We start from the raw sequence: 26,708 nt of genomic DNA, 5'->3' as shown, positions 1-26,708 counted from the left end.
CCGGGTCAACGCTGGGCGGCTCCGGCCGCGTCTGCATGGTGTGACCTTCGAGGAGTACGTCGGCAGCCGCGGCGCGGCCCTCGTTCGGCTCGCCCGGCTGCTGACCGGTGACGAGCACCGGGCCGAGGACCTCACCCAGGAGGTGCTGTCCCGGGCGTACGTGCACTGGCGCAGGATCTCTCGGGCGGACCGGCCCGACGTGTACGTGCGCCGGATGCTGGTCAACGCCAACTACTCCTGGTGGCGCCGCCGGTCGAACCGCGAACTGTCCATCGACACGTTCGTGGACCGGCCGCACCGCGGCGACCTCGGCGGCGAAGCGGCCGACCGGGACGAGATGTGGCGACTGATCCTCGGCCTGCCCGACCGCCAGCGGGCGGTCCTGGTGCTGCGCTACTACGAAGACCTGGACGACGCGACGATCGCGCAGATCCTGGACTGCTCGCCGGTCACCGTCCGCACCCACGCGATGCGGGCGCTCGCCAACCTCCGGGAGCGCTGCGGCGTCCCGACGACGAACGGGAGCCGGCCGTGACCGACCTCGACGAGCGGATCGTCCTGACGTTGCGGGAACACGCCGAGGCGCCGGTGGACACCGATCGGCTGTTGGCCGGCGCGGTGGTCCGTGGACGGACCCGGGTGCGCCGGCGGCGGGCCGCCGCCGGCGCGGCTCTGAGTGTGGTCGCCCTGCTCGGTGCCGGTCTGGTCGCCGGTCCGATGGACCGACTGCCCGGCCTGGCTCCCGCGATCGGTCCGGACCAGACCGAAGCCACGGTGCCCCTCGTGCCGAGGCGGGTCGACGGTGCTCCCGGCGCCGCGGCCCGGCCCGACCGGATCGGCAAGGACCCGACTCTGCTGCACATCGGCCTCGCCGCTGGCGGCCCCCGGTTCCTGGAGTGGAACGTGGGTGGCGGCAAGGAGACCGCGAAGCTCGACGTGGGTGGCCGGACGGTCACCGTCGAGCTGACCTCGGTCGAGCTTCTGCGATCCGGCCACGACTGGAACATGCCGCCGTTGGAGGGCCCCACCGGCAACCGCTACGACGGTTCGGTGGTCCACTCGGACAGCCCGAACGGGGTGCGGATCTGGCGGCGTTACTGGCAGCCGGCACCCGGGGTGTACGCCGGAGCCAGCGTGTCGGGCCCGGACGAGGCCCCGCTGCACGACGCGGCTGCGGCACTGCGCCTCGACGCGGCGTACCGGTGCAACGGTCCGCTCCGGTTGACCGACCTGCCGGCCGGCGCCGAGTTCACCGGCTGTTGGATGGTGGTGGGCACTTTCCCGGCCGCGTACGCGGTGATGCTGCACGTCAACGACTACGACCGGAAGATGGGGATGTTGGTCGAGTTGCAGTACGCCGCCACCACCTTGGTTCATACGACAGCGAACCGGGCGATCGGCGGTAGGCCCGGCTATTTCGACCCCGGTCGCGACCGGCTCGAGCTGCTCGACATCCCCCGAGCCCTGCTGAGTGCCACCACCTACGACTCCGAGACGACCTTCAGCGAGGCGGAGGCAGGCACCGTGCTGACCGGGGCGCAGGTCGCCGAGCACCTGGACCGGCCCGCGACCTGGTGACCGCCCCCGGCGACCGCACCCGCCGGACGTACGCTTGGTGACTGTGAGCCCCCGTCGCAATCGCCCTCGCCGGGACGAGAACGCCAACCTGGACGCCGACCGGGTCCGGCAGGGCGTCGCCTCGGTGCAGCAGTGGACCGACGGTGCCTGGCAGGTACGCGGCATCGGCGCGGGGGCGTCGGTAAAGACGTACCGCTGCCCCGGCTGTAACCAGGAGATCCGGCCCGGGGTGGCGCACCTGGTGGCCTGGCCGGCGGACGGCCTGGGTGACCTGACCGACCGGCGGCACTGGCACAGCGGCTGCTGGCGGGCCCGGGATCGGCGCGGCCCGGCGGTGCAGCGCGGCCGGGGCACCCCGCGCTACTGAGCGACCCAGGTCCTGACGCCTCGCGCTCCCAGCCTGAGCGGCCCTGCCGGGGTGCTGCGGGCTCCCGCTGAGCGACCTGGGTCACCCTGTTCGTGCCTGGGCGGGCGGCGGCGGCGACTTCGCGACAGACTTGGGCGGTGAGCACAGCGATCCGCGCGTCGTCGATCCTGCCCGGCCGCCGGGAGGACATCGAGCTGCACACCGCCGACGGTCTGCGGCTGGTCGGTGAGCTGGCCCTGCCGGCCGACCGGCCGCCGGTGGCCACCCTGGTCTGCCTGCACCCGCTGCCCACCCACGGCGGAATGATGGACAGCCACGTGTTCCGCAAGGCCGCCTGGCGGCTGCCCGCGCTGGCCGACCTGGCCGTGCTGAGGTTCAACACCCGGGGCACCAGCAGCGTGCGCGGCACCAGCGAGGGGGCCTTCGACGGCGCGGTGGGCGAGCGGTACGACGTGGCCGCCGCCATCGAGTACGCGGAGTTCGCCGAGCTGCCCAACATCTGGCTGGTCGGCTGGTCGTTCGGCACCGACCTGGCGCTGAAGTACGGCTGCGACCCGACGGTCGCCGGGGCGATCCTGCTCTCCCCGCCGCTGCGCTTCTCCGCCCCCGAGGACCTGGCCACCTGGGCCAACTCGGGTCGCCCGCTGGTGGCGCTGGTGCCCGAGTTCGACGACTACCTGCGCCCCACCGAGGCGCGGGAGCGGTTCGCCGCCGTGCCGCAGGCCGAGGTGGTCGGGGTGCCGGGCGCCAAGCACCTCTGGGTGGGCGACGCGGAGACGGTGCTCGACGAGATCGTCCGGCGGGTCAACCCGGCCGTCGAGGTGCCGCTGCCGACGACCTGGGACGGCCCGATGGAAGCCGGCGACGTCAGCGCGTACGCCGACCGGACGGTGGCCGCCTTCGCCGACACCCCCGTTCCCGGCCCGGCCGCCACCAGGGCGGACTGACCCGCCCGTCCCCGGCGGCCTGACCGCCGGTCCGGCGGGCTGACGCTCAGCGGCGCTCCTGGCGGGGCAGCACCACCTCGCGCAGGATCAGTTGCAGCGCGGCCACCGTGGGGATGGCGATCAGCGCGCCCACCACGCCCAGCAGCGCCACCCCGAGCAGCGCGGCCAGCAGGGCGGCCACCTCGTTGACCTCCACCGAACGCCGCATCACCTTCGGGTAGATGAGGTAGTTCTCCACCTGCTGGTAGATGAGGAAGAAGACCGCGCAGGCGATGCCGGTGGGCAGGTCGGCGGCGAAGCCGACCAGGCTCACGATCACCGCGCCGAGGGTGGCGCCGATCTGCGGGATCAGGTCGGTCACCGCGACCACCACGGCCAGCGCGAACGGGTACGGCAGGTCGACGATCAGCGCGAACACGAAGGTGGTCGCGCCGGCCAGCACCGCGATGCTCAGCGCGCCGACCATGTAGGCGCCAACCTTTGCCAGTATTTCGTCGCCGATCAACTGCACCCGCTCCCGCCGCGACCGGGGCACCAACGAGTAGCTCAGCGAGCGCAGCTTGTCGAAGTAGGCCAGGAAGTAGATGGTCAGCACCAGCACGGTCAGCGTCCGGAACACCGTGCCGAAGATCAGTTGTGCGCCGCCCAGCACCCCGCCGAGCGCCCGTCCGACAGTCTCCGCGTTGGCCGCGCCCTGTACCCGCTCCACCACGTCGTACCGCTCCACCAGGTCATTGACCGTCGGGTTGCGGCGCAACTCGTCGAGCAGGCTCGGGATCTGGTCGATGAACTGCCCCGACTGGGTGACGATCGGCGGGACCAGCGCCACGATGCCGCCGCAGAGCAGCAGCACCACAGTGAGGGCGACCGCCGCCACCGCCAGGCCGTGCGGCACACCCCAGCGGCCCAGTCGGACCACCGCCGGGTTGAGGCCGATCGCGAGGAAGAGCGCGATCACCACCAGCACGAGGATGCCGCCGGCATTGCGAATCCCCAGATAGAGGGTGTACGCCAGCAGCACGCCCAGCGCACCGGTGAAGCCGATCAGGAAGCTGCTGCGGCGCAGTGGCCGCCCCGGTGTGCCGAACTTTCCGGACGGAACCGCCGGCGGCTCATCCGGGTCGATCCCCGGGGCGGGGACCGGCACCGGCGGCGGTGTCTCCGCCGACGGTGGCGTCTCCGCGAGGGGACCGGTCATGTCCGGCTGGTCGCCCGACTGGTCGTGCTGTGGCACCAGGGACCTCCCGGCTCAGGCGGTGGGACGACGGGCGGCGGCCACGAACGCCCGCCACGCGGCAGGCGCGAACACCAGCACCGGGCCGGTCGGGTCCTTACTGTCCCGCACCCCCACGGCCCCGGGCAGATTGTCCGCCACCTCGACACACTCTCCGTTGCCGCTACGGCTGGACGTGCGCCAGAGCGCGCCGGTCAGGTCCATGAGGTCACAACTTCCTTCATCAGGTCGATCGACTGGCGGCGGGACAACGCACCGTTTCTGATCATCTCCCAGCGCGCCAGCAGCGTAGCCACCTCATGGTCGCCATCGACCACGAGACCGTCAATCTGATGCTCCATGTGCCCCACCCAACCACCGTCGGCACCGCGAGCCAGATTGAACGGTCCGGAAAGGCCGACGTGCAGCCCGGCCTCGGCCGGAACGACATGCAGGCTGACGTGTGGTCGCTCGAGGCTGGCGACGAGGTGGGTGATCTGCTCGACCATCAACCCGCGGACCTCCTCGCCGGCACGCCGCAGCACCAACTCGTCGACGACCGCGACGAACTGCGGCGGCTCCGGCTGCACCAGCAGCGACTGACGGTCCAGGCGGGCGTGGACTCGGCGTTCCACTTCGTCGTCGCTGAGCAGATCGTCGCAGCGAATCACCGCGCGGGCGTAGTTCTCAGTCTGGAGTAGCCCGGGGATCAGCGAAGGCTGAAAGCAGCGCAGTTGGCGGGCGGTGCGCTCGGCGTCCAGCCAGGGCCGGAACCAGCTCGGCTGGCCGTCCCGCTCGGCGAGCTTGAGCAGGTAGACGAGCAGACCGCCGGTGGTCAGCACCTCGTCGGCGCGGGCCAGGAAGAGCCGGTCCAGCGGACGTTGGCCCAGCTCCAGCGCGGAGACCATTGAGCCGGAGTAGTGCACCAGCCGGCCGAAGTCCTCCTGGCTCATCCCGGCGGCGATCCGCAGCCGGCGCAGTTGCGCGCGGATCATGTCGGCCGTCGGCGCGGCGTCGCCTTCCACAGTGCCTCCGCAGGTCGAGGGTCGTCTCCACCGGTCGACCCGGCGGGCCACGTCGTTCCCGCAGTCACCCCACCGGCGTCGGCGATGTCTTCCGACCGTAGCCGTGTCCTCAGCAGACTGTCACGTACCGGGTCGTCCCAGGCCACTCCGGTTCCCCACCGCGCGGACCTGCCATCGAACGGCGGCGCGACCGCGCCTCAGCCGAGGAGATAACCCCATGCCCACGTCTCGCCCCGCCGGCCGGTCGCTGCCCGTCACCGTCACCTCGGCGTCGCGGTCGTCCGCCGGCTGTACCCCGCCGGGATCCAGTTCAGGCGGGCGAACACGTACCCCGATGTCCGGGCTGCCGCAGCCGCGGCTCGGGCCGTACCCCGTGTTTCCCCGACCCTGCGGCGCGCGGACGCCGCACACCCCGCTGCGGCCCATGTGGTGCTGCCGGGCCGACGGCCGGCCGTGGCCCTGCGCGGACGCCCGGCTGCTGCTCAAGGCGGAGTTCGACGAGGACCCGGCCGCGCTGACCATCTACCTCGCCGGGCTCTACCACGAGGCGGCGCACGACCTCTACCAGCTCAATCCCTACGACGGCCCGGCGCCCAGGGAGCTGTTCGAACGCTTCGTGGCGTGGGGCCCGTTCCGTCGCCCGATCATCGACCCACCCCCGGACCAGCGGGCTTGATCCACTCGCTATTCAGGAAGTCGGGGTGTCCGGGTTAGCGGGACACCCCGACTTTGCTGACGTCGTGTCGATCTTGAGCGCGTGGCTCAGCGCCCGCCGTCACTCCTTCTCGATGGTGACCTTGCTGGGCTTGGCGCTGCGCTCGTCGGTGGTCGGCTTGGTGGGTCGCTTGCCGTTCTCACCGGTGCTAGTGATCTTGGTGGGCTTGGCGCCCCGGCCACCCTCGCCCGGAACGGCGGCCACTGTCGGCTCCCCGTCCACCCCGGCGCTCGCCGTCCCACCGTCCACGGTGGTCACCGGCTCGGCCACCGGCCGCGTCGTGGACTGCCCGGACTCCTCTGCGCCCGCATTCACCGGCTGCCTGGTGTCGGTGGGCTCCGTCTTCAGCCCGGTGCCCGTACCCGGCCCGGAGGCCGCGCCGGCGGCGACGCTCACGCCGTCGTCCCCACCACCGGGCACGCCTCCGCTCGCCCCGTCCTCGCCGGCCGGCGCGGTCGGGCCGTCGATCGGGCCGGCGACACTCTGCAACCGCAGCTCGGACATCTGACGCTGGAACTCGTCGGACTCCTGCCGGGCCTTCCAAGTCTCCTGCCGCAGATCCGCCAGCTGCTGCTGGGCCTGGGCGATCTCCAACATCACCTGGGCCAACTGCTGCCGGCCCGCCGCCGACTCCTGCTGGGTCGCCGCCAGGTGCTGCTGGGTGGTGGCCAGGTGCTGCTGCGTGGTGGCCGCGTACTCCTCGAACTGCCGCCGGGACGCCGCGACATGCTCGTCGGCCTTGCGGCGCTTGTCGCCGGCCTCGGTCTCGGCCCGGCTCAACAGCTCGGCGGCCTCAGCCTCGGACCGCTGACGTAGTGCCGCCGCGTCCTGCTCGGCCGCCTGGCGCACGCCGGCCGCGCCCTGCTCGATCTCGTTCTTGCGAGCCGTGTACTCGGTCTCCAGCTCGTCCTTGCGACCGGAGTATTCGGTCTCCAGCTCGTCGCGGCGAGTGGTGAACCCGCTCTCCAGCTCCTGCTGACGGCTGGCGAACCCGGCATCCAGCTCCTGCTGGCGTGCCGCGTGCTGCTGGTCCAACTCGTCGCGGCGCTTGGTGAACTCCTGCTCGGCCGCGGACCGTCGCTGCGCCAACTCCCGGTCGGCGGCCTCCCGGCGGGAGTTGACCTCCTGCTCCACCCCGGCCCGCCACGCGCCCAGCTCCTGCTGGGTCTGCGCCCGGGTGTGCTGCACGTACGCCTCGGTCTCGGTGCGCATCCGCTGCACGTACGCCTCGGTCTCGGCCCGGCTGCGTTTCGCCGACTCGGTCGCCTGCGTCGTCAGCCGCTCGGCCTCCTGCTGCGCCTTGGCGCGGGTGGCCCGACCGGCCATCGACGCGTCGTCGATGATCTGCTTGGCCTCCTGCTGCGCCTTGGCGTGGGTGGCCCGCCCGGCCTCGGTCGCCGTGTCGGTGAGCCGCTTGGCCTCCTGGAGCGCCTTGGCGTGCACCTCCTTGGCGGCGTCGCGCAGATCGCTGGACTCCTGCCGGGCGTTGGCCAGCGTCTCGCGGGCCGTCTCGCGCAGCTTGGTGGCTTCCTGCTGGGCCCGGGTGTGGATCTCCTTGGCGGAATCCCGCAGCTGGGTGGCTTCCTGCTGGGCCTTGGCCAGCGCGTCCTGCGCGGCCTTGCGCAACTGCGCCGACTCGTCCTTGGCTGACCGCAGGGTCGCGTCCGCCTCGGCCCGCTGGGCGGCGCTGTGCCGCTCCTCCTCCGCCCGTCGGGCGGCGAGGGCGATCTCGAAGTCCTTCAGAGCCCGCGCGGCCTGCTGGCGGGCCTCCTCGATGATGTGCTCGGCTGCGGCACGACGGGCCTCGATCTCCCCGTTCGCATCGGTGAGAATCTGCTCGGCCTGCTCCTCGGCGAGCGTGAGGATCGACTCGACCCGCGGGCCGAGGTGCCGGAACGACGCCCGGTCGACCACGTTCATCTGCTTGCGCACCTGGGTCAGGTCGCGCTGGAGAACCTCGACCTGGCCGGCGAGCTTGTGGATCTGTGTGTACGCCTGTTCCCGTTCGGAAGCGAGGGTCGCGATCTCGTGCTCAGCACGTGCGACATAACGGTCGACCTGTTTCTTCTCGTACCCCCGCAGAGCGGACTCGAAGCTGGGCTCCGTCGTCACGTCCCCGCCGAGCGCGAACAGTTCCTCGCCGTGCGACATGCCCCCATCCTCACACGCAACGGGCCCTGCTGGGGCGATACGGACGGGCCTTGTGGGAGCTACTTCACTCCGTTGCGGCCAACGGATACCACGGGTTAGGAAACGCATACGGCGCGAGGTGGCACCGGTTACCCGGTGTCACCTCGCGCCGTCGATGCCCCGACCTGACGCCTCGCGTCAGCCGGCGGTCTCCGCGGGCACCCGCTCCTGACCGCCCTCGGTCTTCTTGGCTTCCGGCTTGGCAGCCGGAGCGGCCTGCGCCGGCATTCCCGGAACGATGCCGGCGAGCCCGGAGAGCATCTGACCCAGCTGCGAGGTGACCGCGTCCTTCTGCCGGGTGAGGTCCTCGACCTCGCGGCGGGCGGCCTGCGTGGTCAGCTCCGCCTCGGTGCGAGCCTCGGTGAGCAGACGCTGCGACTCGGCCTTCGCCTCGTTGAGGGTCTTCTCCGAGTGGGCCTTGGCCTTGTCGACCGTCTCGGCGGCGTTGCGCTCGGACTCGACCCGCCGCGCCTCGGCGCGCTGCTCGATCTCCTTGGCCCGCTCCTGCGCGGCCCGGGCACGCTGCTCGGCCTCGCTGACCATCTTCTGGGTCTGCGCGACCTGGGCGGAGTGCCGCTCGGACTCCTCGCGCTCGGCCTTCTCCCGACGCTCGGCCAGCTGGAGCTCCAGGGCCTGCAGGTCCTTGTCGCGCTTGTCCCGCGCATCGGTGAGCAGCTTGGTCGCCTCGGCGCGCTTCTCCTCAGCCTCCCGGGCGGCCTTCGCCCGCTGCTGGGTGATCTCCCGCTCGGCGGTGGCCCGGAGGGTGGCGACCTCCCGCTCGACGGTCGACTTCAGCTCGGCCACCTCGTGCGCGGTGACCGTGCGCAGCTGCTTGGTCTCCCGGTCGGCGTCGGCGCGCAGCGTGTCGGCCTCGCGGCGGGCCTGCACCCGGGCCTCGGCGGCCTCGCGCTCGGCGACCGTGCGCAGGTTGCCCGCCTCACGCTCGGCGCTCGCCTTCATGGCGGCGGCCTCGGCACGCGCCTTGTCGGTGATCTCGCGGGCCTCGAGGCGGGCAGCGGAGAGGATGCCCTCCGACTCGCGCTTGGCCTCGTTGCGGTGGTCGTTGGCCTGCTCCTCGGCGAGCCGGAGGATCTGCTCAACGCGGGTGCCGAGCCCGGAGAGGGTGGGCCGGCTGTTCTCTTCGAGCTGCTTGTTCGTGTCGGTGAGCTTCTGCTCCAGCGCACTCATGCGCTGCTCGGCCTGGCGGAGCCGACGCTGGGCGTCGTTCATCCGCTGCTCGGCCTCGGCACGGGCCTGCTCGGACTGGGTCAGCGCGGCGGTCATCCGGCCGAGGAAGTCGTCGACCTGATGGGTGTTGTAGCCGCGCAGGCCAACGGTGAAATCTGGCTGCGAGTTCGCGTTATCGAAGAACGCGAGAGGGGAGGACTGCTGCTGGGGCATTGGGACATACTGGCAGACGCCCCAGGGTGCTTCGCAAGAGCGGTGCGAAGCTTTCGTGCCCTCTTTACATGGTCAACTCGCGCGATCGGCGAGGTCGGACCAATCGGCGATCTTGGCAGGTCCCGGCGGGTCGGACGCCACGCAGCGTGACGCGGAAAAGGGCCCCGGGGTTACCCCGAGGCCCTTTGTTCGATCCGGGTGGCTTATCCGCTAATGGGGGCGGAAGAACAATGAGCGATCAGCGCAATGGTCGTCCGGCGTTCCACCGTCCGGCCGGGACGGGCGGCCGGCGGTGCCGGTCAGTGACCCCGGAACCGGTTGATCGCGTCCTCGTGCCGGGCCCGCAACTCTCCGTCGCGTACACCCAGCCCGTCGGTGGGTGCGAGGCAGCGCACGCCGACCTTGCCCTGGTGGGCGTTGCGGTGCACCTCGTACGCGGCCTGGCCGGTCTGCTCCAGCGGGTAGGTGCGAGACACCGTCGGGTGCACCTTGCCGAGCGCGACGAGGCGGTTGGCCTGCCACGCCTCGTGGTAGTTGGCGAAGTGGCTGCCGACGATCCGCTTGAGGTGCATCCACAGGTAGCGGTTGTCGTACTGGTGCAGGAAGCCGCTCGTGGAGGCGCAGGTGACGATGGTCCCACCGCGCCGGGCCACGTAGACGCTGGCGCCGAACGTCTCCCGACCCGGGTGCTCGAACACGATGTCCGGGTCCTCGCCACCGGTCAGCTCGCGGATCCGTTCGCCGAAGCGCCGCCACTCGTCCGGGTCCTGGGTCTCCTCGTCCTTCCAGAAGCGGAAGCCCTCCGCGGCCCGGTCGATGACCAGCTCCGCGCCCATCCGGCGGCACAGCTCGGCCTTCTCCGGTGAGGACACCACGCAGACCGGGATGGCGCCGCCGTTGAGTGCCATCTGGGTGGCGTACCCACCGAGGCCGCCGGAGGCGCCCCAGATCAGCACCACGTCGCCCTGCTTCATGTTGGCGCCGTGGTGCGAGACGAGCTGTCGGTACGCGGTGGAGTTGACCAGCCCGGGGCTGGCCGCCTCCTCCCAGCTCAGGTGCCGCGGCTTGGGCATCAGCTGGTTGGCCTTGACCACCGCCAGCTCGGCCAGCCCGCCGAAGTTGGTCTCGAAGCCCCAGATCCGCTGCTGCGGGTCGAGCATGGTGTCGTCGTGCCCGGCCGCGTCCTCCAACTCGACGGAGAGGCAGTGCGCGACCACCTCGTCGCCGGCGGCCCAGCGGGTCACCCCGGGGCCGGTGCGCAGCACCACGCCCGCCGCGTCCGAGCCGACCACGTGGTACGGCAGGTCGTGCCGGCGGGTCAGCTCGGAGACCCGGCCGTAGCGCTCCAGGAACTTGAAGGTGGGCAGCGGCTCGAAGATGCTGGTCCACACCGTGTTGTAGTTGATCGCGCTGGCCATCACCGCGATCAGCGCCTCGCCCGGCGCCAGCTCCGGCGTCGGCACCTCCTGCACGTGCAACGCCTTGCGCGGGTCCTTGTCCCGGGTGGCCATGCCGTCGAACATCCGGGCTTCCTCGGCGCGGACCACCACGCCCCGGTAGCTCTCCGGTACGGGCAGCCCGGCGAGGCCGGCGAGTTCGCGGTCCGGATCGTTCGATTCCTCCGCCGCCATGATCGCTTCGAGGATGTCCTGCACGGTGACCTCCGGTTCATCCGCACCCGCACGGGCCCGGGTGCTGCCATCGTCGGCGCCGGTGGGCACGACCGCCATGTCGGCATTCGACACATCCGGCACCGGTCGCGCTCCTGTGGGGCCGGACGTTACTGAACGGTAGCTAGGCCGGGAAGTCCTCTGTGAAAAACTGCATCCGCCGATGCGTGAAGGTGTCCAACCACCCCGCCAACCGCGCACTGACGTGCGCGCACCCGGCCCCGATGGCCGCCACCCCCTGTTGATCAACAGCTTTCGGTCACCCGCGAGGCGCAGGCTGACGCAAACCTCTTGATCAACCAGGGGGAGGGAGAGGGCAGGGGGCAGGGCGGGGCAGGGGGGCGGGGTTAGTGGGGGGTGGGGGCGGGTTGGACCAGTTCGACGAGGACGCCGCCAGCGTCCTTGGGGTGGACGAAGTTGATGCGGCTGTCCGCGGTGCCACGCCTCGGAGCGTCGTAGAGGAGGCGCATGCCGCGCTCGCGTAGCGCCGCGCAGGCCGCGTCGATGTCCACGACGGTGTACGCGACCTGCTGCACGCCCGGCCCGTTGCGGTCCAGGAACTTCGCGATCGTCGACTCCGGGGTGAGTGGGGCGAGCAGCTGTACGCAGCCACCCTCGGTGGTCGGCCCGACGGCCAGCATCGCTTCCCGAACGCCCTGCTCGGTGTTGGTCTCCACGTGTACGCAGCGCATCCCGAACGTCCGCTGGTAGAAGTCGATCGCGGCGTCCAGGTCGGCCACGGCGATCCCGACGTGGTCAATCTTGCGAAGTCCGATGTCTGTGACGTAGTCCGCACCGGGCTCGACGGGGGAGTTCTCTGCCATGGCGCTAGTCTGACCGAACAATCGTTAAGGCGTACAGCTCGGCACCCCCTCGGAGGCAGGCATGGCTTCGGTGATCGTCAGCGGCGCGCGGACCCCGATGGGCCGGCTGCTGGGCAACCTCAAGGACCTCCCGGCCACGAAGCTCGGCGGGATCGCCATCAAGGCGGCGCTGGAGCGTGCCGGCGTCAGCCCGGACCAGGTCCAGTACGTGATCATGGGGCAGGTGTTGCAGGCCGGCACCGGTCAGATCCCGGCTCGGCAGGCGGCGGTCGAGGCCGGCGTGCCGATGTCCGTGCCGGCGCTGACCATCAACAAGGTCTGCCTCTCCGGCCTGGACGCGATCGCCCTGGCCGACCAGCTGATCCGGGCCGGCGAGTTCGACATCGTGGTGGCCGGTGGCATGGAGTCGATGACCAACGCCCCGCACCTGCTGATGGGCCAGCGCACCGGCTACAAGTACGGCGACGTGGTGGTCAAGGACCACATGGCGCACGACGGGCTCAGCGACGCCTGGGACTGCTGCTCGATGGGTGAGTCGACCGAGCGGCTCGGTGCCAAGCACGGCATCTCCCGCACGGAGCAGGACGCCTTTGCCGCCGCCAGCCACCAGCGGGCCGCCGCCGCGCAGAAGAACGGCCACTTCGCCGACGAGATCGCCCCGGTGGTCATCCCGCAGCGCAAGGGTGACCCGCTGGTGATCACCGAGGACGAGGGCATCCGCCCGGACACCACCGTCGAGTCGCTGGCCAAGCTGCGCCCCGCCTTCGCCAAGGACGGCACCATCACCGCCGGCAGTTCGTCGCCGATCTCCGACGGCGCTGCCGCGGTGCTCGTGATGAGCAAGGCCAAGGCGAAGGAGCTGGGGCTGACCTGGCTGGCCGAGATCGGTGCGCACGGCAACGTGGCGGGCCCGGACAACTCCCTGCACTCGCAGCCGTCCAACGCGATCAACCACGCCCTGAAGAAGGGCGGCCTGAGCGTGGCGGACCTGGACCTCATCGAGATCAACGAGGCGTTCGCGCAGGTCGGTGTCCAGTCCACCCGGGACCTCGGGATCAGCCCGGACAAGGTCAACGTCAACGGCGGCGCTATCGCGCTGGGTCACCCGATCGGCATGTCCGGCGCGCGCCTCGTACTCACCCTCGCCCTGGAGCTGAAGCGGCGCGGCGGTGGCACCGGCGCGGCCGCGCTCTGTGGCGGCGGTGGCCAGGGCGACGCGCTGATCATCCACGTGCCGGGCAAGGCTGCGGTCGACCAGTGAGCGCGAGCAGTGAGCCGGTCTTGCGAGCCCCGCAGTCGCGAACAAAGGCGGCTCAGTGAGCGAGGCTGAGCACGTCCCGGCAGCGGGCACCACGTCGGTGCGCCGCAGCCGGGACGTACCGCTGCTGGTCGAGCGGGCCCGCGCTGGCGACCCCCGCGCGGTGGCCCGGCTGATCACGTTGGTGGAGAACGGTGACGCGCTGTTGTCGGCGATCGCCGCGGCGCTGGCGCCGTACGCCGGGCAGGCCCAGGTGGTCGGGCTGACCGGTTCACCCGGTGTGGGAAAGTCGACCACCACGAACGAGCTGGTCCGCGCGCTGCGGGCGCGCGGGCACCGGGTGGGCGTGCTGGCGGTCGACCCGTCCAGCCCGTTCACCGGCGGAGCGATCCTCGGTGACCGGGTGCGGATGCAGGACCACGCCACCGATCCGGGCGTCTACATCCGGTCGATGTCCAGCCGGGGGCACCTCGGTGGGCTGGCCGCGGCGACGCCGCAGGCGGTCCGGGTGCTGGAGGGCGCCGGCTGCGACGTGGTGCTGGTGGAGACGGTCGGCGTCGGGCAGGCCGAGGTGGAGGTCGCCTCGCTCGCCGACACGACGCTGGTGCTGCTCGCGCCCGGGATGGGCGACGCGATCCAGGCGGTCAAGGCCGGCATCCTGGAGATCGCCGACGTGTTCGTGGTCAACAAGGCGGACCGGGACGGCGTCGACGCCACCGTCCGCGACATCCAGGGCATGATCGCGCTCGGTGAGCGCGGCCCCGGGCAGTGGCGGCCCCAGGTGGTCCGCTCGGTCGCCTCGCGCGGCGAGGGCATCGACGAGATCGCCGCCGCCATCGACAAGCACCGGGGCTGGCTGGTCGAGCACGGGGAGCTGCGCCGACGCCAGGAGGCGCGGGCCGCCGCCGAGATCGAGGCGATCGCGCTCGGCACCCTCCGCGCCCGGATCGGTTCACTGCGCGACGGTACGGAGTTGGCCACGCTCGCGACCAAGGTTGCCGAGGGTGCCACCGACCCGTACACGGCGGCGGACGAGCTGCTCGCCCAGCTCGCCCGCTGACCCGGCGTTCCGCCGGCCGGCGCGTCCACCTGGACGAACCGGGCCGGCACTGTCCGGTGCGGACGGACGTCGTCGCTGGTGCGGCTGGCGCAACGCGCCTCACGCCCGCAAGCGAAGGCCGCTCTGGTTTTAGTAGGCTCGCCGCGCGTGGCCCAAGTGAGGCTTCCGCGCAGCGGGCTGACGAGCCGTTCGGTCCACAACGCACCGGGACCAGGGGAGATGTAAACATGACGGACGCGGTGGAGAATGCCGGCGCAGTGCAGCCCGCGACGGGCGCGGCCCGGGGTGTCACGTCGGTTTCCGACGAGGTCGTGGAGAAGATCGCTGGTGCGGCCGCTCGCGCGGTGCCCGGTGTCGCCGATCTCGGCGGTGACGTGGCCCGGTTCTTCAACAGCGTGCTGGACAAGGTCGGCCTGGACGCGGTGGGCGACGCTCGCCGGGGCGTCTCGGCCGACGTGAAGGGCAGCGCGGCCGTCATCAACGTGGTCCTGGTGATCGACGCCGGGCACGTGGTGGCCGACGTGACCGAGGCGGTGCGGGCCGCGGTGATCGAGGCCGTGGAGAAGTACGGCCTGACGGTCACCCAGGTCAACGTCACGGTGGACGACATCGAGCTGAACCAGCCGGGCGCGGCAGCGGTCTGAGGGGGCGACGCCGGCCAGCTCACGTTACCCGTGGGTACGGTCTGACTTAGCGATCGTTCAGGTAGGGGCCTTACACTCGACATGCAGTCGAGGACCCGAGGAGGAGCCCTGCTCATGGACGCCGACGAGATCGACGCCGGACGGGCGCGCTGGCAGGCCCGGTACGACGCCGCGCGCAAGCGGGACGCGGACTTCACCACACTCTCCGGTATGCCGGTGGAGCCGGTGTACGGGCCGCCGGAGGGCGCCACCTATCCGGGTTTCGAACGGATCGGCTGGCCGGGCGAGTATCCGTACACCCGGGGTTTGTATCCGACCGGCTACCGCGGGCGGACCTGGACGATCCGGCAGTTCGCCGGCTTCGGCAACGCCCAGCAGACCAACGAGCGCTACAAGATGATCCTCGGCGCCGGCGGCGGTGGGCTCTCGGTGGCGTTCGACATGCCGACGCTGATGGGCCGTGACTCGGACGACCCGCAGGCGCTCGGCGAGGTCGGCCACTGCGGCGTGGCCATCGACACCGCCACCGACATGCAGGCGCTCTTCGACGGCATCGACCTGGCCGACGTCACCACCTCGATGACCATCTCCGGCCCGGCCGTGCCGGTGTTCTGCATGTACCTGGTCGCCGCCGAGCGGCAGGGCGCCGACCTGTCCAAGCTGGACGGCACCCTGCAAACGGACATCTTCAAGGAGTACATCGCGCAGAAGGAGTGGCTCTTCGACCCGGAGCCGCACCTGCGCCTGATCGGCGACCTGATGGAGTACTGCGCCCGGGAGATCCCGCGCTACAAGCCGCTGTCGGTCTCCGGCTACCACATCCGCGAGGCCGGCTCGACCGCGGCGCAGGAGCTGGCGTACACCCTGGCGGACGGCTTCGGCTACGTCGAGCTGGGTCTGTCGCGTGGGCTGGACGTGAACGTGTTCGCCCCGGGCCTGAGCTTCTTCTTCGACTCGCACCTCGACTTCTTCGAGGAGATCGCCAAGTTCCGTGCCGCCCGCCGGATCTGGGCCCGCTGGCTGCGCGACGTCTACGGCGCGACCAGCGAGAAGGCCCTGTGGCTGCGGTTCCACACGCAGACCGCCGGGGTGTCGTTGACCGCGCAGCAGCCGGTCAACAACGTCGTACGGACCGCCGTCGAGGCTCTCGCGGCGGTGCTCGGCGGCACCAACTCGCTGCACACCAACGCGCTGGACGAGACCCTGGCGCTGCCCACCGACGAGTCGGCCGAGATCGCCCTGCGTACTCAGCAGGTGTTGATGGAGGAGACCGGTGTGGTCAACGTGGCCGATCCGCTCGGCGGCTCCTGGTACGTCGAGGCGCTGACCGACAAGATCGAGGCCGAGGCGGAGGAGATCTTCGCCCGGATCCGGCAGCTCGGTGGGGACGGGCCACACCAGATCGGCCCGATGACCTCCGGCATCCTGCGCGGTATCGAGGACGGCTGGTTCACCGGGCACATCGCCGAGTCGGCCTTCGTCTACCAGCAGGCCCTCGAGAAGGGCGACAAGAAGATCGTCGGGGTCAACTGCCACACCGGCACGGTCGCCAAGGAGTTGGAGATCCTGCGCATCTCGCACGAGGTGGAGCTGGAGCAGCGCCGGGTGCTCGCCGAGCGCAAGGGCGCGCGGGACGAGTCAGCGGTCCGCGCGGCGGTGACCCGGATGATCGAGGCGAGCCGTTCCGACGAGAACATGATCCCCGCCATGCTCGACGCGGTCCGCGCCGAGGCGACCCTGGGCGAGATCTGCGACGCCCTGCGCGCCGAGTGGGGCACCTACCGGGAGCCAGCCCGCTTCTAACCCCCTGCCCTCACCCCCACCCCCGTCGATCTTGCGGTTTGTGCGCCGACATAAGGCATGAATGCGGCGTACCGGCGACAGAATGTGCAAGATCGCGGGGGGGTGTGGGCGGGGCGTGAGAGTTGCAACGTCGGGGTTGCGGGTGAGCTGAGATCGGGGGCTCACGTGCGAGACTAGGTAACCATGAGCGACCCACGGATCACCTCGTCGATCTTCACCCGCGGCGCGGTCGACCTCAGCACGCTGCGTGGCCCCGCACCAGCAAGTACCCGTCCCGGCACGCCCCCTCAGGGCGGCCCGTCAAACGGCGCCCCCGGCGCGCCCACCGCCGACGGTGACACCGCCATCGTGGACGTCACCGAGGCGACCATCCAGTCCGACGTGCTCGAACGCTCGATGGCCACGCCCGTCGTCGTGTTCTTCGGCGCGGCCGGCTTCCCGGAGAGCGACGAGTTCGCCCCGGTCCTGGAGCGGCTGAACGCCGAGGGCGGCGGCACCTGGGTGCTGGCCCGGGTCGACGTGCAGGAAAATCCCCGAATCGCCCAGATGTTCCGGGTGCAGGGCATCCCCATGGTCTACGCGGTCGTCGGCGGCCAGCCGGTCGACGCCTTCTCCGGAGTGGTGCCCGAGGCGCAGCTGCGGCAGTGGATCCAGGCCGTCCTCAAGGCCGGCGGCGTGACCGTCGCCGAGCCGGAGGACCCCCGCCTCGACGAGGCGGACGACGCGCTGATGAGCGGCGATCTGGACGCTGCCGAGCAGGCGTACCGGAAGATCCTCGCCGACGCCCCGGCGGACGCCGCGGCCACGGCGGGGCTGGCCCAGGTCGGGGTGGCCCGCCGGGTGGCCGGCGCCGACCCGTCCACCGCGCTGGCCGCCGCCGAGAGCGCCCCCGACGACGTCGCCGCCCAACTGCTGGCCGCCGACATCGAGGTGCTCAGCGGCCTGGCCGAGCAGGCGTACGCGCGGCTCGTCGGTCTGGTCCGGCGCACCGTCGGTGAGGACCGTGAGACGGTTCGCCAGCACCTGGTCTCGCTCTTCTCCATCGCCGGCCCGGACGATCCGGCGGTCGCCTCGGCGCGTCGGGCCCTGGCCAGCGCCCTGTTCTGAGTTCGTAGCACGCCAGCGCGGGCCGGCGTTCCGGCCGGCCCGCCCGACCACCGAGGACGGGAGCTCACGATGCGCCGGATCGCCGTCCTCGACGCGCCGACAAATCTCGGTCTACGGCCGCCGACGCCCACGTCGGTCCCGGGTTGCGCCAAGGCGCCCGGGGCGCTGCGCGACCACGACCTGCTGGCCCGGCTCCGCGCCCGCGACGCCGGCTGCGTCACCCCCGCCCGGTACGACCCGGGGGACTGGCGGCCCGGCGACGGGGTGTGCCACGCCCGGGAGATCGCCGACTACTCGTTGGCCCTCGCCGAACGCATCGGCTCGATCATCGACCGGGGCGAGTTCCCGGTGGTGCTGGGCGGCGACTGCTCGGTGCTCCTCGGCTCGGCCCTGGCCATGCACCGCCTCGGCGAGGCCGTCGGCGGGCGGATCGGGCTGGTCTTCGTCGACGGGCACTCCGACTTCCGGCACCCCGGCAACGCCTCCTACGTCGGCGCGGCCGCCGGTGAGGACCTGGCCCTGGTCACCGGGCGAGGGCAGGCCGACCTGGCCGCGCTGGAGGGCCGCCGGCCCTACTTCCGCGACATCGACGTGGTGGTGCTCGGCATCCGCGCTCAGGACGAATACCGGCTCGACCTCCAGGCCGCCGGGATCACCACCCGACCGGTGCCGGCGCTGCGTGCCGAAGGCGCGGCCCGGACGGCCCAGTGGGCGCACGAGCAACTCGCCGACTGCGCGGGCTACTGGGTGCACATCGACGTGGATGTGCTCGACCCGGCGGTGATGCCCGCCGTGGACGCCCCCGACCCGGGCGGGATCGCCTTCGCCGAGCTGGAGATCCTGCTCGCCGGCCTGGTCGACACCCCGCACTGCCTCGGCGTGGAACTGACCGTCTTCGACCCCGACTACGACCCGGACGGCTCGTACGCGGCCGAGATCGTCAACACCGTCGTCGCCGGTCTGGCACCGGTGACCGCCCCGGAAGCCGTCCCGCCCCGACTGCTGTCGGCCCGGCCGACGCCCTCCCCGAGGCGCGGCAACGGCCGGGCGGCGACCGCCACCACCGATCGCTCCGACCGTGTCGAGCGGCTCGACCGTGCCGAGCGTCCCAACCGTGTCGAGCGGCTCGACGGGCTGGCTGGGCTTGACGGGCTCGATCGTGCTGAGCGGGTTGCGAGGCTCGAACTCCCCGCTGACATCGATCCTGCTGACCCCGACCCCGTCGATGTCGGGCCTGCTGGGCTCGGGTCTGCCGATGTCGGGCCTGCCGGCGTCGGTGTCCCCGGCGTCGGTTCGTCGGAGAGCGCGGTGCCGTACGGCATCCCGGCCGAGGGGGAGTCGCCCGGCACGGGCGAACGGGCCCACTCCGAGCCACCGGGCGTCGCGGCCAGTGTCGCGCCCCTGGTCGAGCGCGAACCGGTCGGCCCGCCGGCGTCGGCCGGCCCAGGTCTCCTCCGACGCACCGCACCGTCGACCCAGAACCCGCCCGAAAGGCACGAAGCCGACACCGCCTGACCCGGCCCGGGAGGGCGTGGGGTCAGGGGGTTGGGAGGGCGCGGAGGAAGCGCTCGGCCATCGGGACGGCCGAGGCGGTGCTGGCCCCGCCCTTCTCCACGAAGACGGCGAACGCCACGTCGCCCCGCCAGCCGACGAACCAGGCGTGGGTGTGCGCCGGGTTGTCGTCGTACTCGGCGGTGCCGGTCTTGCCGTACACCTCTCCCGGCACGTCCTTGAGGGCGCTGCCGGTGCCGGCGGTGACCACCTCGCGCATCATCGTGCGCAGCGCCGCGACGGATTCCGGCTTGAGTTGCTCGCCTGCCGGGGCCGGCTTGGCCGGCGCCGGGTCGATCAGCAGCTTCGGCTGCTCGAAGCGGCCGCGGGCGACGGCGGCGGTGGCGCCGGCCATGGCGAGCGGGCTGACCAGCGTGGTGCCCTGCCCGAACGACGCGGCGGCCTGCTCGGCCAGGCTGCCGCCCGTGGAGACCTTGCCGGTGAAGGCGTCCGTGCCGAGGTCCCACTGACCCTCCAGGCCCAGCGAGCGGCCGGCGGCGGCCAGCCCGTCGCCGCCGAGCTTCGGGGCCAGCGCGGCGAACGCCGTGTTGCAGGACTTGGCGAAGTCGGTGCGGAACGGCACCGAACCGAGCTCGAAGTTGTCCGAGTTCTTGAAGGACCGGCCGTCCACGGTGAAGGTCTTCTTGCAGTCCACCGGGCCGTCCAGCGTGACCGCGCCCCGGTCCAGCAGGCCCAGAGTGCTGACCATCTTGAACGTGGAGCCAGGAGGCACCTGGGCGTCGAAGGCCAGATTCTCCCCGGCCGGGCCGGGGCCGTTCGCGGCGGCGAGCACGGCGCCGTCGCTGATCCGGAGCGCCACCAGGGCGGACCGGCGCGACTCGGCGCGCAGCGCCCCGTCGGCCGCGTTCTGGACGGCGACGTCCAGCGTGGTCTTCAGCGCCTGCCCGGGCTGCGGCTCCCGGCGGAAGAGCTCGGTGCCGGTGGGTTCGAGTTTGCCGCCCTCGGCCGGACGCTCGACCACCACGGTCAGCCCGGGGCCGCCGCGCAGTCGCTCGTCGTAGCGGCCCTGAAGCCCGCCGTGCCCGACCAGGTCGCCGACGACGTACCGGTCGGGGTGTGCGGCGAGGTCGTCTGCCTGCGCCGGGTCGACCGAGCCGAGCAGCGCACGGGCGAACTCGCGGGTGGGGGCCAGGTCGATCTTGTCGGAGACGAACTTGGTGCCGGGCAGGTCGTAGATCCGGGGCTTGATCTGCCGGTACGCCTCCTCGCGGAGCGACACCACCTCGACGAAGGCACCCGGCTCGGCCTTGGCCACCCGGTCGGGCAGATCGGCCAGGTCGACGCCGGGGACCAGCGCCGGCCGGATCGCCTTGAACGCCGCGTCGAGGTCCTTGACGAGCTTCTTGAGGTCGGTGACCCCGTTGGGCTGCACACCCACCCGGACCACCGGGCGCGGGGTCACCAGCGGCTTCCCGGCGTTGTCCAGCACCGCGGCGCGGGCACCGGCGTCGCGACGCAGCGCCAACCGGTCGCCCTTGGTTAGCTGCTCGTGCGCCACCTTCGGCTCCCAGATCACCTGCCACTGGTCGTCGTCGCCCTGGGCGAGCCGCACCTCCCGGTCGTACGCCCAGCGGGTCTGACCGGGCAGGGTCCACTCCACCTGGACGGTCGTGGTCGCGATGTCCTTCGTGATCTTCGGCTCGCCGCGACGCGTCAGCGTGGGCGGGGTGGCCGCCAGCTCACCGGAGAGGTCCTTGATCTCGCGCGCCACGTCGGCCGACGGCAGTTTCGAGCCGAGCGGGTCGATCAGACCGACCGCCTGGAGGTCACCGCTGCGCCAGCCCGCGAGGAAGGCGTCGACGGTGCGCTGCGGCCCGTCGTCACCCGAACAACCGACCAGGACACCCGCCGCGAGCAGCGCCGTGGTGACGGCGGCGGCCAGCCGGCGGGCGGGGTTCGGCCGGTGGGGCCGGGGGTACGACAAGGGCATGAAGCTGGTCCTTCCAATCTTGGACTGCCCTCGCACGGTAGTACGCGAGCGCCGTCCCCAACGTCCCCCAGGTGCTCGGCCGCGCTCAAAGACGGGCCGCACCCGTGTGATGAACATCGCGTGGAGGGGTATCCCGCAGCCAGCCAACCTCGGACCCGCAACGGGTGAAAGGACAAAGTCCCGATCCGGACGTCTGGTCAGTGGTCCGCCGACGAAGGCGCAGAGCGGCAGGGCCTAGGCTGGGCGGCAGAGTGACCCACAACGCGGTGGGTCGAGGGGAGTGGCACCGATGGACCGGCGTCCGGCGATCAAACCGGAACCCGACCTCCGGCAGGATGACTCCGGCCGGGACGATGACAGCTTCGATTCGGCGACCGACGGGGACGGCTACGGCCGACTCGACACGGGAGTCACCGGGCTGACCGGGTCGAGCATCGACACCATCTACGATCTGGGTCTGCCAGCCGAGGCGTTGGCCGACGACGTGGAGGATGCCGAGCTCGACGAACCCGTCCCCAACGCGGAGCGCCTGGTGGCCCAGGCCGTCGCGCTCGCGGGGGACGACCACGACGCGGCGACACTTGTCGGCCGTTTCTGGCGGTTCGCCCCGGACGAGGAGCTGGTCGGCTTCACGGCGGAAGAGATGCTCGACGCGGCCCGGGCACATCGGGATCTTGCCCAGCAGCGGGTGCCGGGCGAGTTGAAGCTGCGGATCCACGAACCGCACGCCGATCAGCACCACACGGTCGTCGAGATCGTCACGGACGACATGCCGTTCCTGGTCGACTCGGTGACGGCGCTGCTCAACTCGTACCACCTCGACGTGCACCTGCTGGTGCACCCGCTGGTGGTGGTGCGGCGGGAGCCGCTGGGCCGGCTCACCGAGGTCTCCGCGGATGTGGAGCCGGACGACGCGATCTCCGGCGACATCATCGAGAGCTGGATGCGGATCGAGATCGACCCGGTCCGGGACGCGGCCGAACGGGACCGGTTGCGCCGCGAGTTGCAGCGGGTGCTCACCGACGTGCGGGAGGCGGTGGAGGACTGGCCGAAGATGCGTCAGCGTGCCCTCGCGCTCGCTGACGAGCTGGCCTCGGCCCGTACCTCCGACAACCGCCCACCGGTGCCGGAAAAGGACATCACCGACTCGGTGGAGCTGCTGCGCTGGCTCGCCCAGGACCACTTCACCTTCCTCGGTTACCGCGAGTACCGACTGGTGGACGCCGACAGCGGCGACGCCACCGACCCGGTCGACGGCAAGGCGTTGGAGGCGGTGCTCGGCACCGGTCTGGGCATCCTGCGCTCCGATTCGCCGGACGCGCGGTCGCTGTCGTCGATGACGCCCGAGGCGCACGAGAAGGTGCTGGAGAAGCGCCTGCTCATCATCACCAAGGCCAACTCCCGTGCCACCGTGCACCGCTCGGCGTACCTGGACTACATCGGTTTCAAGATCTTCAACTCCGCCGGTGACGTGATCGGTGAGCGGCGCTTCCTGGGCCTGTTCTCGACGGCCGCCTACCGGACCAGCGTCCGCGAGCTGCCGGTGGTACGCCGCAAGGTGGCCGAGGTGCTGGACCGCTCCGGCCTGAGCCAGCGCAGCCACTCGGGCAAGGATCTGATCCAGATCCTGGAGACCTACCCGCGCGACGAGCTGTTCCAGATCAAGACCGACGACCTCTACCACGCGGTGGTCGGCGTGCTGCGGATGGCCGGCCGCCGGCAGCTGCGCGTCTTCCTGCGTCGGGACGCCTACGGGCGCTTCATCTCCTGCCTGATCTACCTGCCCCGGGACCGGTTCACCACCCAGAACCGGCTGCGCATGCAGGACATCCTGCTGCGTGAGCTGAACGGCGTCGGGGTGGACTACACCACCCGGGTCACCGAGTCGATGCTGGCTCGGGTGCACTTCATCGTCCGTACCGACCCGACGCGGCCGCCCGGCGACATCGACGCCGACCTGCTCGCCGAGGAGTTGGCCGACGCCACCCGGCTCTGGGACGACGACTACCGCCTGGTGCTGGAGCGCAAGCTCGGCGACGAGCAGGCCAAGCACCTGTTCACCCGGTACGCCGACGCGTTCCCGGAGGGCTACAAGGACGGGCACACGCCGTACGAGGCGATGAAGGACCTGGCGAAGCTGGAGCTGCTGGAGGAGCCCGGCCAGCTGGAGATGCACCTGTTCCGCAAGCAGTTGGCGCCCCGGCCGGGCACCCGGGTGCCGGGCGCCGACCTGGCCGAGGCGATGGACGTCCGGTTCAAGGTCTACCGGTACGGCGAGCCGATGATGCTCTCCGCCGTGCTGCCGGTGCTGCACTCGCTCGGCGTACGGGTGGTCGACGAGCACCCGTACGAGGTGGACCGGATCGACGGCCGGGTCTACCTGTACGACTTCGGCCTCATGCTGCCCGAGGGGCATCACGAGCTGGCCGAGGTGCGCCCGCACGTGGAGAACGCCTTCGCGGCCGCATGGCGCGGCGAGGCCGAGGTGGACCGGTTCAACGAGCTGGTGCTGCGCGGCGGGCTGACCTGGCGGCAGGTGGTGGTTCTGCGGGCGTACGCGAAGTACCTGCGGCAGGCCGGCACGGTCTTCTCGCAGGACTACATGGAGCAGACCTTCATCGCGTACCCGAAGCTCGCCGCGTTGCTGGTGGAGCTCTTCGAGACCCGGTTCGCGCCGGGCGAGTTGGGCACCGAGCAGCGGCAGCAGCGCAGCGGTGAGCTGGTGGAGACGATCCGGGGCGCGCTGGACGACGTGGCGAGCCTCGACCAGGATCGGATCCTGCGCTCGTACCTGACGCTGATCGAGGCGACCCTGCGGACCAGCTTCTACCAGAAGCGCGCCGACGGGCGGCCGAAGGCGTACGTGGCGTTCAAGCTCGACCCGCAGGCCATTCCGGACCTGCCCGCGCCGCGACCGAAGTTCGAGATCTTCGTCTACTCGCCTCGCTTCGAGGGTGTGCACCTGCGGTTCGGGCCGGTGGCCCGGGGCGGGTTGCGCTGGTCCGACCGTCGGGAGGACTTCCGTACCGAGGTGCTGGGCCTGGTCAAGGCGCAGATGGTGAAGAACACCGTGATCGTGCCGGTCGGCGCCAAGGGCGGCTTCGTGTTGAAGCAGAAGCCGGGTGACCGGGACGAGGCGGTCGCCTGCTACCAGGAGTTCGTCGGCGCGATGCTGGACGTCACCGACAACATCGTCAGCGGGCAGATCGTGCCGCCCGAGGACGTGGTCCGGCACGACGGCGACGACCCGTACCTGGTGGTGGCGGCCGACAAGGGCACCGCGACGTTCTCCGACATCGCCAACGAGATCTCCAAGACCCACAACTTCTGGATGGGCGACGCGTTCGCGTCCGGCGGATCCGCCGGCTACGACCACAAGAAGATGGGCATCACCGCCCGGGGCGCCTGGGAGTCGGTCAAGCGGCACTTCCGGGAGCTGGGCCTGGACACCCAGACCCAGGACTTCACTGTGGTCGGCGTCGGCGACATGTCCGGCGACGTTTTCGGCAACGGGATGCTGCTCTCCGAGCACATCCGGCTGGTGGCCGCCTTCGACCACCGGCACATCTTCCTCGACCCGGAGCCGGACGCCGCCACCTCGTACGCGGAGCGTCGACGGCTGTTCGACCTGCCCCGTTCCTCCTGGGAGGACTACAACCCGGAGCTGATCTCGGCAGGTGGCGGCATCTTCCCGCGTACCGCGAAGTCCATCCCGATCACGCCGCAGGTCCGGGCGGCGATCGGCCTGGACGACGACGTCACGCAGATGTCGCCGCAGGATCTGATGAAGGCGATCGTCACCGCGCCGGTGGACCTGTTCTGGAACGGCGGCATCGGCACCTACGTCAAGGCCTCCACCCAGACCAACGCGGAGGTGGGCGACAAGTCCAACGACGCGATCCGGGTGGACGGGCGCAGCCTGCGCTGCCGAGTGGCGGGCGAGGGCGGCAACCTGGGCTGGACCCAGCTCGGCCGGATCGAGTACGCGTTGACCGGTGGCCGGATCTACACGGACTTCATCGACAACGCGGCCGGGGTGGACACCTCCGACCACGAGGTGAACATCAAGATCCTGCTCAACACGGCGGTGGCCGATGGCGAGCTGACCATGGCCGACCGGGACGAGCTGCTGGCCGGGATGACCGACGAGGTCGCGGAGCTGGTGCTGCGGGACAACTACGACCAGGCTCGGGCGATCAACAATGCCCAGGCCCAGGCCGCCTCGCTGCTCCCGGTGCACCGCCGGATGATCAACGAGCTGGAGCGTTCGGGCGGGTTGGACCGCGCGTTGGAGGCGCTGCCGCCGGATGAGGAGCTGGCGGTCCGCAGCGAATCCGGGCTGACCGCGCCGGAGTTCGCGGTGCTGCTCGCGTACGTGAAGATCGTCCTGGAGCGGGAGATCCTCACCGAGGGGTTGGCCGACGAGGAGTGGACGACCGACGTCCTGGTCAACTACTTCCCGACGCCGATGCGTGAGCGGTTCGCCGACCGGATGGGCCGGCACCGGCTGCGTCGGGACATCGTCACCACCGTGCTGGTCAACGAAGCGATCAACCGGGGTGGCATCTCGTTCATCTTCCGGGTGGTCGAGGAGACGGCGGCCAGCGCGGCCGACGTGATCCGGGCGTACGTGGTGGTCAGCGAGGTGTTCGGCCTGCGCGACCTGTGGGACGCGGTCGAGGCGCTGGACAACAAGGTGGCGCCGGAGCTCCAGACCAGCGTCTACCTGGACACCCGTCGGCTGCTCGACCGGGCGGTGCGGTGGTTGGTCTCCAACCGGCGCTCGCCGATCGACGTTCCGGCCGAGATCGCCCGACTGCGCGACGGGGTCACCCGGCTGCTGCCGGGGCTGGAGGAGCTGTTCTACGGCAACGAGCGCCAGGGCATCGCCGCGCACATGGACTCGATGACCGAGCGTGGGCTGCCCCGCGAGTTGGCGGAGCGGGCGACCCGGCTGATGTACAGCTTCGGCCTGATGGACGTGGTGGAGACCGCGAACGCCAGCGGGCGGGACGTCAGCGAGGTGGCCTCGGTCTACTTCGTGCTGTCCGACCTGTTCCGGGTGGACTCGCTGCTGTCGAAGATCTCCCTGCTGCCGCGGGAGGACCGCTGGCAGACGCTGGCCCGGATGGCGCTGCGGTACGACCTGTACGCCGCGCTGGCCGCGCTCACCGCGGAGGTACTCGACTCCACACCGGGCGACCTGCCGCCGCACGAGCGGGTGCAGCAGTGGGAGCAGTCGAATGCCACCTCGATCCACCGGGCCCGGCGGGCGATGGGTGAGTTCGACGAGTCGCGGGCGGATCTCGCCGCCCTGTCGGTGCTGCTGCGCCAGATCCGCACCCTGGTGCGGACCTCCGCGGCCGCCTGAGTCAGGTACGCCGGACGCGGTCCGGCCGGTCGG

General features: G+C 71.3%; 19 protein-coding genes and 1 pseudogene. 12 read left to right on the top strand and 8 right to left on the bottom strand.

Annotation, left to right across the window (positions count from 1 at the left end):
- Positions 1-40: 40 nt before the first annotated feature.
- The 4 genes from ACQRWP_RS22450 to ACQRWP_RS22435 all read left to right on the top strand — a co-directional run bounded on the left by ACQRWP_RS22450 (position 41) and on the right by ACQRWP_RS22435 (position 2,892).
- Positions 41-535 carry a SigE family RNA polymerase sigma factor gene (locus ACQRWP_RS22450; RefSeq protein WP_430497496.1) on the top strand — a complete coding sequence of 165 codons (495 nt, stop codon included), beginning with the start codon at positions 41-43 and terminating at the stop codon, positions 533-535.
- Complete coding sequence (locus tag ACQRWP_RS22445; protein ID WP_430497494.1) at positions 532-1,578, top strand: hypothetical protein; 1,047 nt, start codon at positions 532-534, stop codon at positions 1,576-1,578. Before ACQRWP_RS22450 ends, ACQRWP_RS22445 begins: the two co-directional genes overlap by 4 nt.
- 43 nt (positions 1,579-1,621) lie before the next feature.
- Positions 1,622-1,945, top strand: coding sequence for a hypothetical protein (locus ACQRWP_RS22440; RefSeq protein ID WP_334501878.1), 324 nt, complete (start codon positions 1,622-1,624; stop codon positions 1,943-1,945).
- A 137-nt stretch (positions 1,946-2,082) separates the two neighbouring features.
- Positions 2,083-2,892 carry an alpha/beta hydrolase gene (locus ACQRWP_RS22435; RefSeq protein ID WP_430497492.1) on the top strand — a complete coding sequence of 270 codons (810 nt, stop codon included), beginning with the start codon at positions 2,083-2,085 and terminating at the stop codon, positions 2,890-2,892.
- Positions 2,893-2,938: 46 nt separating this feature from the next.
- Here the strand turns inward: ACQRWP_RS22435 and ACQRWP_RS22430 are convergent, their stop codons facing one another.
- From ACQRWP_RS22430 to ACQRWP_RS22420, 3 genes are read right to left on the bottom strand one after another with little or no spacing between them, the layout of a single operon-like run.
- Positions 2,939-4,126, bottom strand: coding sequence for an AI-2E family transporter (locus ACQRWP_RS22430; protein ID WP_430497490.1), 1,188 nt, complete (start codon positions 4,124-4,126; stop codon positions 2,939-2,941).
- A gap of 15 nt (positions 4,127-4,141) precedes the next feature.
- On the bottom strand, positions 4,142-4,330 hold the full coding sequence (locus tag ACQRWP_RS22425; RefSeq protein WP_430497488.1) for a DUF397 domain-containing protein: 189 nt from the start codon (positions 4,328-4,330) through the stop codon (positions 4,142-4,144).
- The gene (locus tag ACQRWP_RS22420) at positions 4,321-5,100 is read right to left on the bottom strand and encodes a helix-turn-helix domain-containing protein (protein WP_430503265.1); all 780 of its coding nucleotides are present in this window, start codon (positions 5,098-5,100) and stop codon (positions 4,321-4,323) included. Before ACQRWP_RS22420 ends, ACQRWP_RS22425 begins: the two co-directional genes overlap by 10 nt.
- 364 nt (positions 5,101-5,464) lie before the next feature.
- Here ACQRWP_RS22420 and ACQRWP_RS22415 point away from each other — a divergent pair, with 364 nt between their 5' ends.
- On the top strand, positions 5,465-5,806 hold the full coding sequence (locus tag ACQRWP_RS22415) for a hypothetical protein (protein ID WP_430497487.1): 342 nt from the start codon (positions 5,465-5,467) through the stop codon (positions 5,804-5,806).
- Positions 5,807-5,905: 99 nt separating this feature from the next.
- On the opposite strand, the gene ACQRWP_RS22410 is transcribed toward ACQRWP_RS22415, so the two are convergent.
- The 4 genes from ACQRWP_RS22410 to mce all read right to left on the bottom strand — a co-directional run bounded on the left by ACQRWP_RS22410 (position 5,906) and on the right by mce (position 11,930).
- Complete coding sequence (locus ACQRWP_RS22410; protein ID WP_430497485.1) at positions 5,906-7,996, bottom strand: hypothetical protein; 2,091 nt, start codon at positions 7,994-7,996, stop codon at positions 5,906-5,908.
- A gap of 177 nt (positions 7,997-8,173) precedes the next feature.
- On the bottom strand, positions 8,174-9,436 hold the full coding sequence (locus tag ACQRWP_RS22405; RefSeq protein ID WP_430497483.1) for a DivIVA domain-containing protein: 1,263 nt from the start codon (positions 9,434-9,436) through the stop codon (positions 8,174-8,176).
- Between the two features lie 299 nt (positions 9,437-9,735).
- Positions 9,736-11,091, bottom strand: a complete 1,356-nt coding sequence (gene ccrA, locus ACQRWP_RS22400; protein WP_430503264.1) for a crotonyl-CoA carboxylase/reductase — start codon at positions 11,089-11,091, stop codon at positions 9,736-9,738.
- A 362-nt stretch (positions 11,092-11,453) separates the two neighbouring features.
- Positions 11,454-11,930 (bottom strand): methylmalonyl-CoA epimerase, encoded by a 477-nt coding sequence (gene mce / locus ACQRWP_RS22395; protein ID WP_112621592.1) that lies wholly within the window; start codon positions 11,928-11,930, stop codon positions 11,454-11,456.
- Between the two features lie 61 nt (positions 11,931-11,991).
- Here mce and ACQRWP_RS22390 point away from each other — a divergent pair, with 61 nt between their 5' ends.
- The 6 genes and pseudogenes from ACQRWP_RS22390 to ACQRWP_RS22365 all read left to right on the top strand — a co-directional run.
- Entirely contained in the window at positions 11,992-13,191 is a 1,200-nt protein-coding gene (locus ACQRWP_RS22390) for an acetyl-CoA C-acetyltransferase (protein ID WP_430497481.1), read from the top strand.
- 55 nt (positions 13,192-13,246) lie between these two features.
- A complete protein-coding gene (gene meaB, locus ACQRWP_RS22385; RefSeq protein ID WP_430497480.1) occupies positions 13,247-14,248 on the top strand; it encodes a methylmalonyl Co-A mutase-associated GTPase MeaB in 1,002 nt (333 codons plus the stop codon).
- 227 nt (positions 14,249-14,475) lie between these two features.
- On the top strand, positions 14,476-14,892 hold the full coding sequence (locus tag ACQRWP_RS22380) for an Asp23/Gls24 family envelope stress response protein (protein ID WP_430497478.1): 417 nt from the start codon (positions 14,476-14,478) through the stop codon (positions 14,890-14,892).
- 114 nt (positions 14,893-15,006) lie between these two features.
- Entirely contained in the window at positions 15,007-16,695 is a 1,689-nt protein-coding gene (locus ACQRWP_RS22375) for an acyl-CoA mutase large subunit family protein (RefSeq protein ID WP_430497476.1), read from the top strand.
- 183 nt (positions 16,696-16,878) lie between these two features.
- Positions 16,879-17,802, top strand: coding sequence for a tetratricopeptide repeat protein (locus ACQRWP_RS22370; RefSeq protein WP_430497474.1), 924 nt, complete (start codon positions 16,879-16,881; stop codon positions 17,800-17,802).
- Positions 17,803-17,871: 69 nt separating this feature from the next.
- Positions 17,872-18,837, top strand: a pseudogene (locus tag ACQRWP_RS22365) (arginase family protein); the annotation flags it as partial.
- A 502-nt stretch (positions 18,838-19,339) separates the two neighbouring features.
- Here ACQRWP_RS22365 and ACQRWP_RS22360 read toward each other — a convergent pair.
- Entirely contained in the window at positions 19,340-21,304 is a 1,965-nt protein-coding gene (locus ACQRWP_RS22360; RefSeq protein WP_430497472.1) for a penicillin-binding transpeptidase domain-containing protein, read from the bottom strand.
- A 289-nt stretch (positions 21,305-21,593) separates the two neighbouring features.
- On the opposite strand from ACQRWP_RS22360, the gene ACQRWP_RS22355 reads away from it, so the two are divergent.
- Entirely contained in the window at positions 21,594-26,675 is a 5,082-nt protein-coding gene (locus ACQRWP_RS22355; protein ID WP_430497470.1) for an NAD-glutamate dehydrogenase, read from the top strand.
- Positions 26,676-26,708 lie beyond the last annotated feature (33 nt).

Source organism: Micromonospora trifolii (genome assembly GCF_050516465.1).
In the GTDB taxonomy this organism is placed as follows: Bacteria; Actinomycetota; Actinomycetes; order Mycobacteriales; family Micromonosporaceae; genus Micromonospora; species Micromonospora trifolii.
This window is presented reverse-complemented; position numbering and strand designations above follow the sequence as displayed.

What these genes read in the sequence shown, in the direction of transcription:
- ACQRWP_RS22425 (WP_430497488.1), bottom strand. Translation starts at nt 4,330, where the DNA reads ATGGACCTGACCGGCGCGCTCTGGCGCACGTCCAGCCGTAGCGGCAAC.
- ACQRWP_RS22420 (WP_430503265.1), bottom strand. Translation starts at nt 5,100, where the DNA reads ATGATCCGCGCGCAACTGCGCCGGCTGCGGATCGCCGCCGGGATGAGC.
- ACQRWP_RS22415 (WP_430497487.1), top strand. Translation starts at nt 5,465, where the DNA reads ATGTCCGGGCTGCCGCAGCCGCGGCTCGGGCCGTACCCCGTGTTTCCC.
- ACQRWP_RS22410 (WP_430497485.1), bottom strand. Translation starts at nt 7,996, where the DNA reads ATGTCGCACGGCGAGGAACTGTTCGCGCTCGGCGGGGACGTGACGACG.
- ACQRWP_RS22405 (WP_430497483.1), bottom strand. Translation starts at nt 9,436, where the DNA reads ATGCCCCAGCAGCAGTCCTCCCCTCTCGCGTTCTTCGATAACGCGAAC.
- mce (WP_112621592.1), bottom strand. Translation starts at nt 11,930, where the DNA reads ATGGCAGAGAACTCCCCCGTCGAGCCCGGTGCGGACTACGTCACAGAC.
- ACQRWP_RS22390 (WP_430497481.1), top strand. Translation starts at nt 11,992, where the DNA reads ATGGCTTCGGTGATCGTCAGCGGCGCGCGGACCCCGATGGGCCGGCTG.
- ACQRWP_RS22380 (WP_430497478.1), top strand. Translation starts at nt 14,476, where the DNA reads ATGACGGACGCGGTGGAGAATGCCGGCGCAGTGCAGCCCGCGACGGGC.
- ACQRWP_RS22375 (WP_430497476.1), top strand. Translation starts at nt 15,007, where the DNA reads ATGGACGCCGACGAGATCGACGCCGGACGGGCGCGCTGGCAGGCCCGG.
- ACQRWP_RS22370 (WP_430497474.1), top strand. Translation starts at nt 16,879, where the DNA reads ATGAGCGACCCACGGATCACCTCGTCGATCTTCACCCGCGGCGCGGTC.
- ACQRWP_RS22360 (WP_430497472.1), bottom strand. Translation starts at nt 21,304, where the DNA reads ATGCCCTTGTCGTACCCCCGGCCCCACCGGCCGAACCCCGCCCGCCGG.
- ACQRWP_RS22355 (WP_430497470.1), top strand. Translation starts at nt 21,594, where the DNA reads ATGGACCGGCGTCCGGCGATCAAACCGGAACCCGACCTCCGGCAGGAT.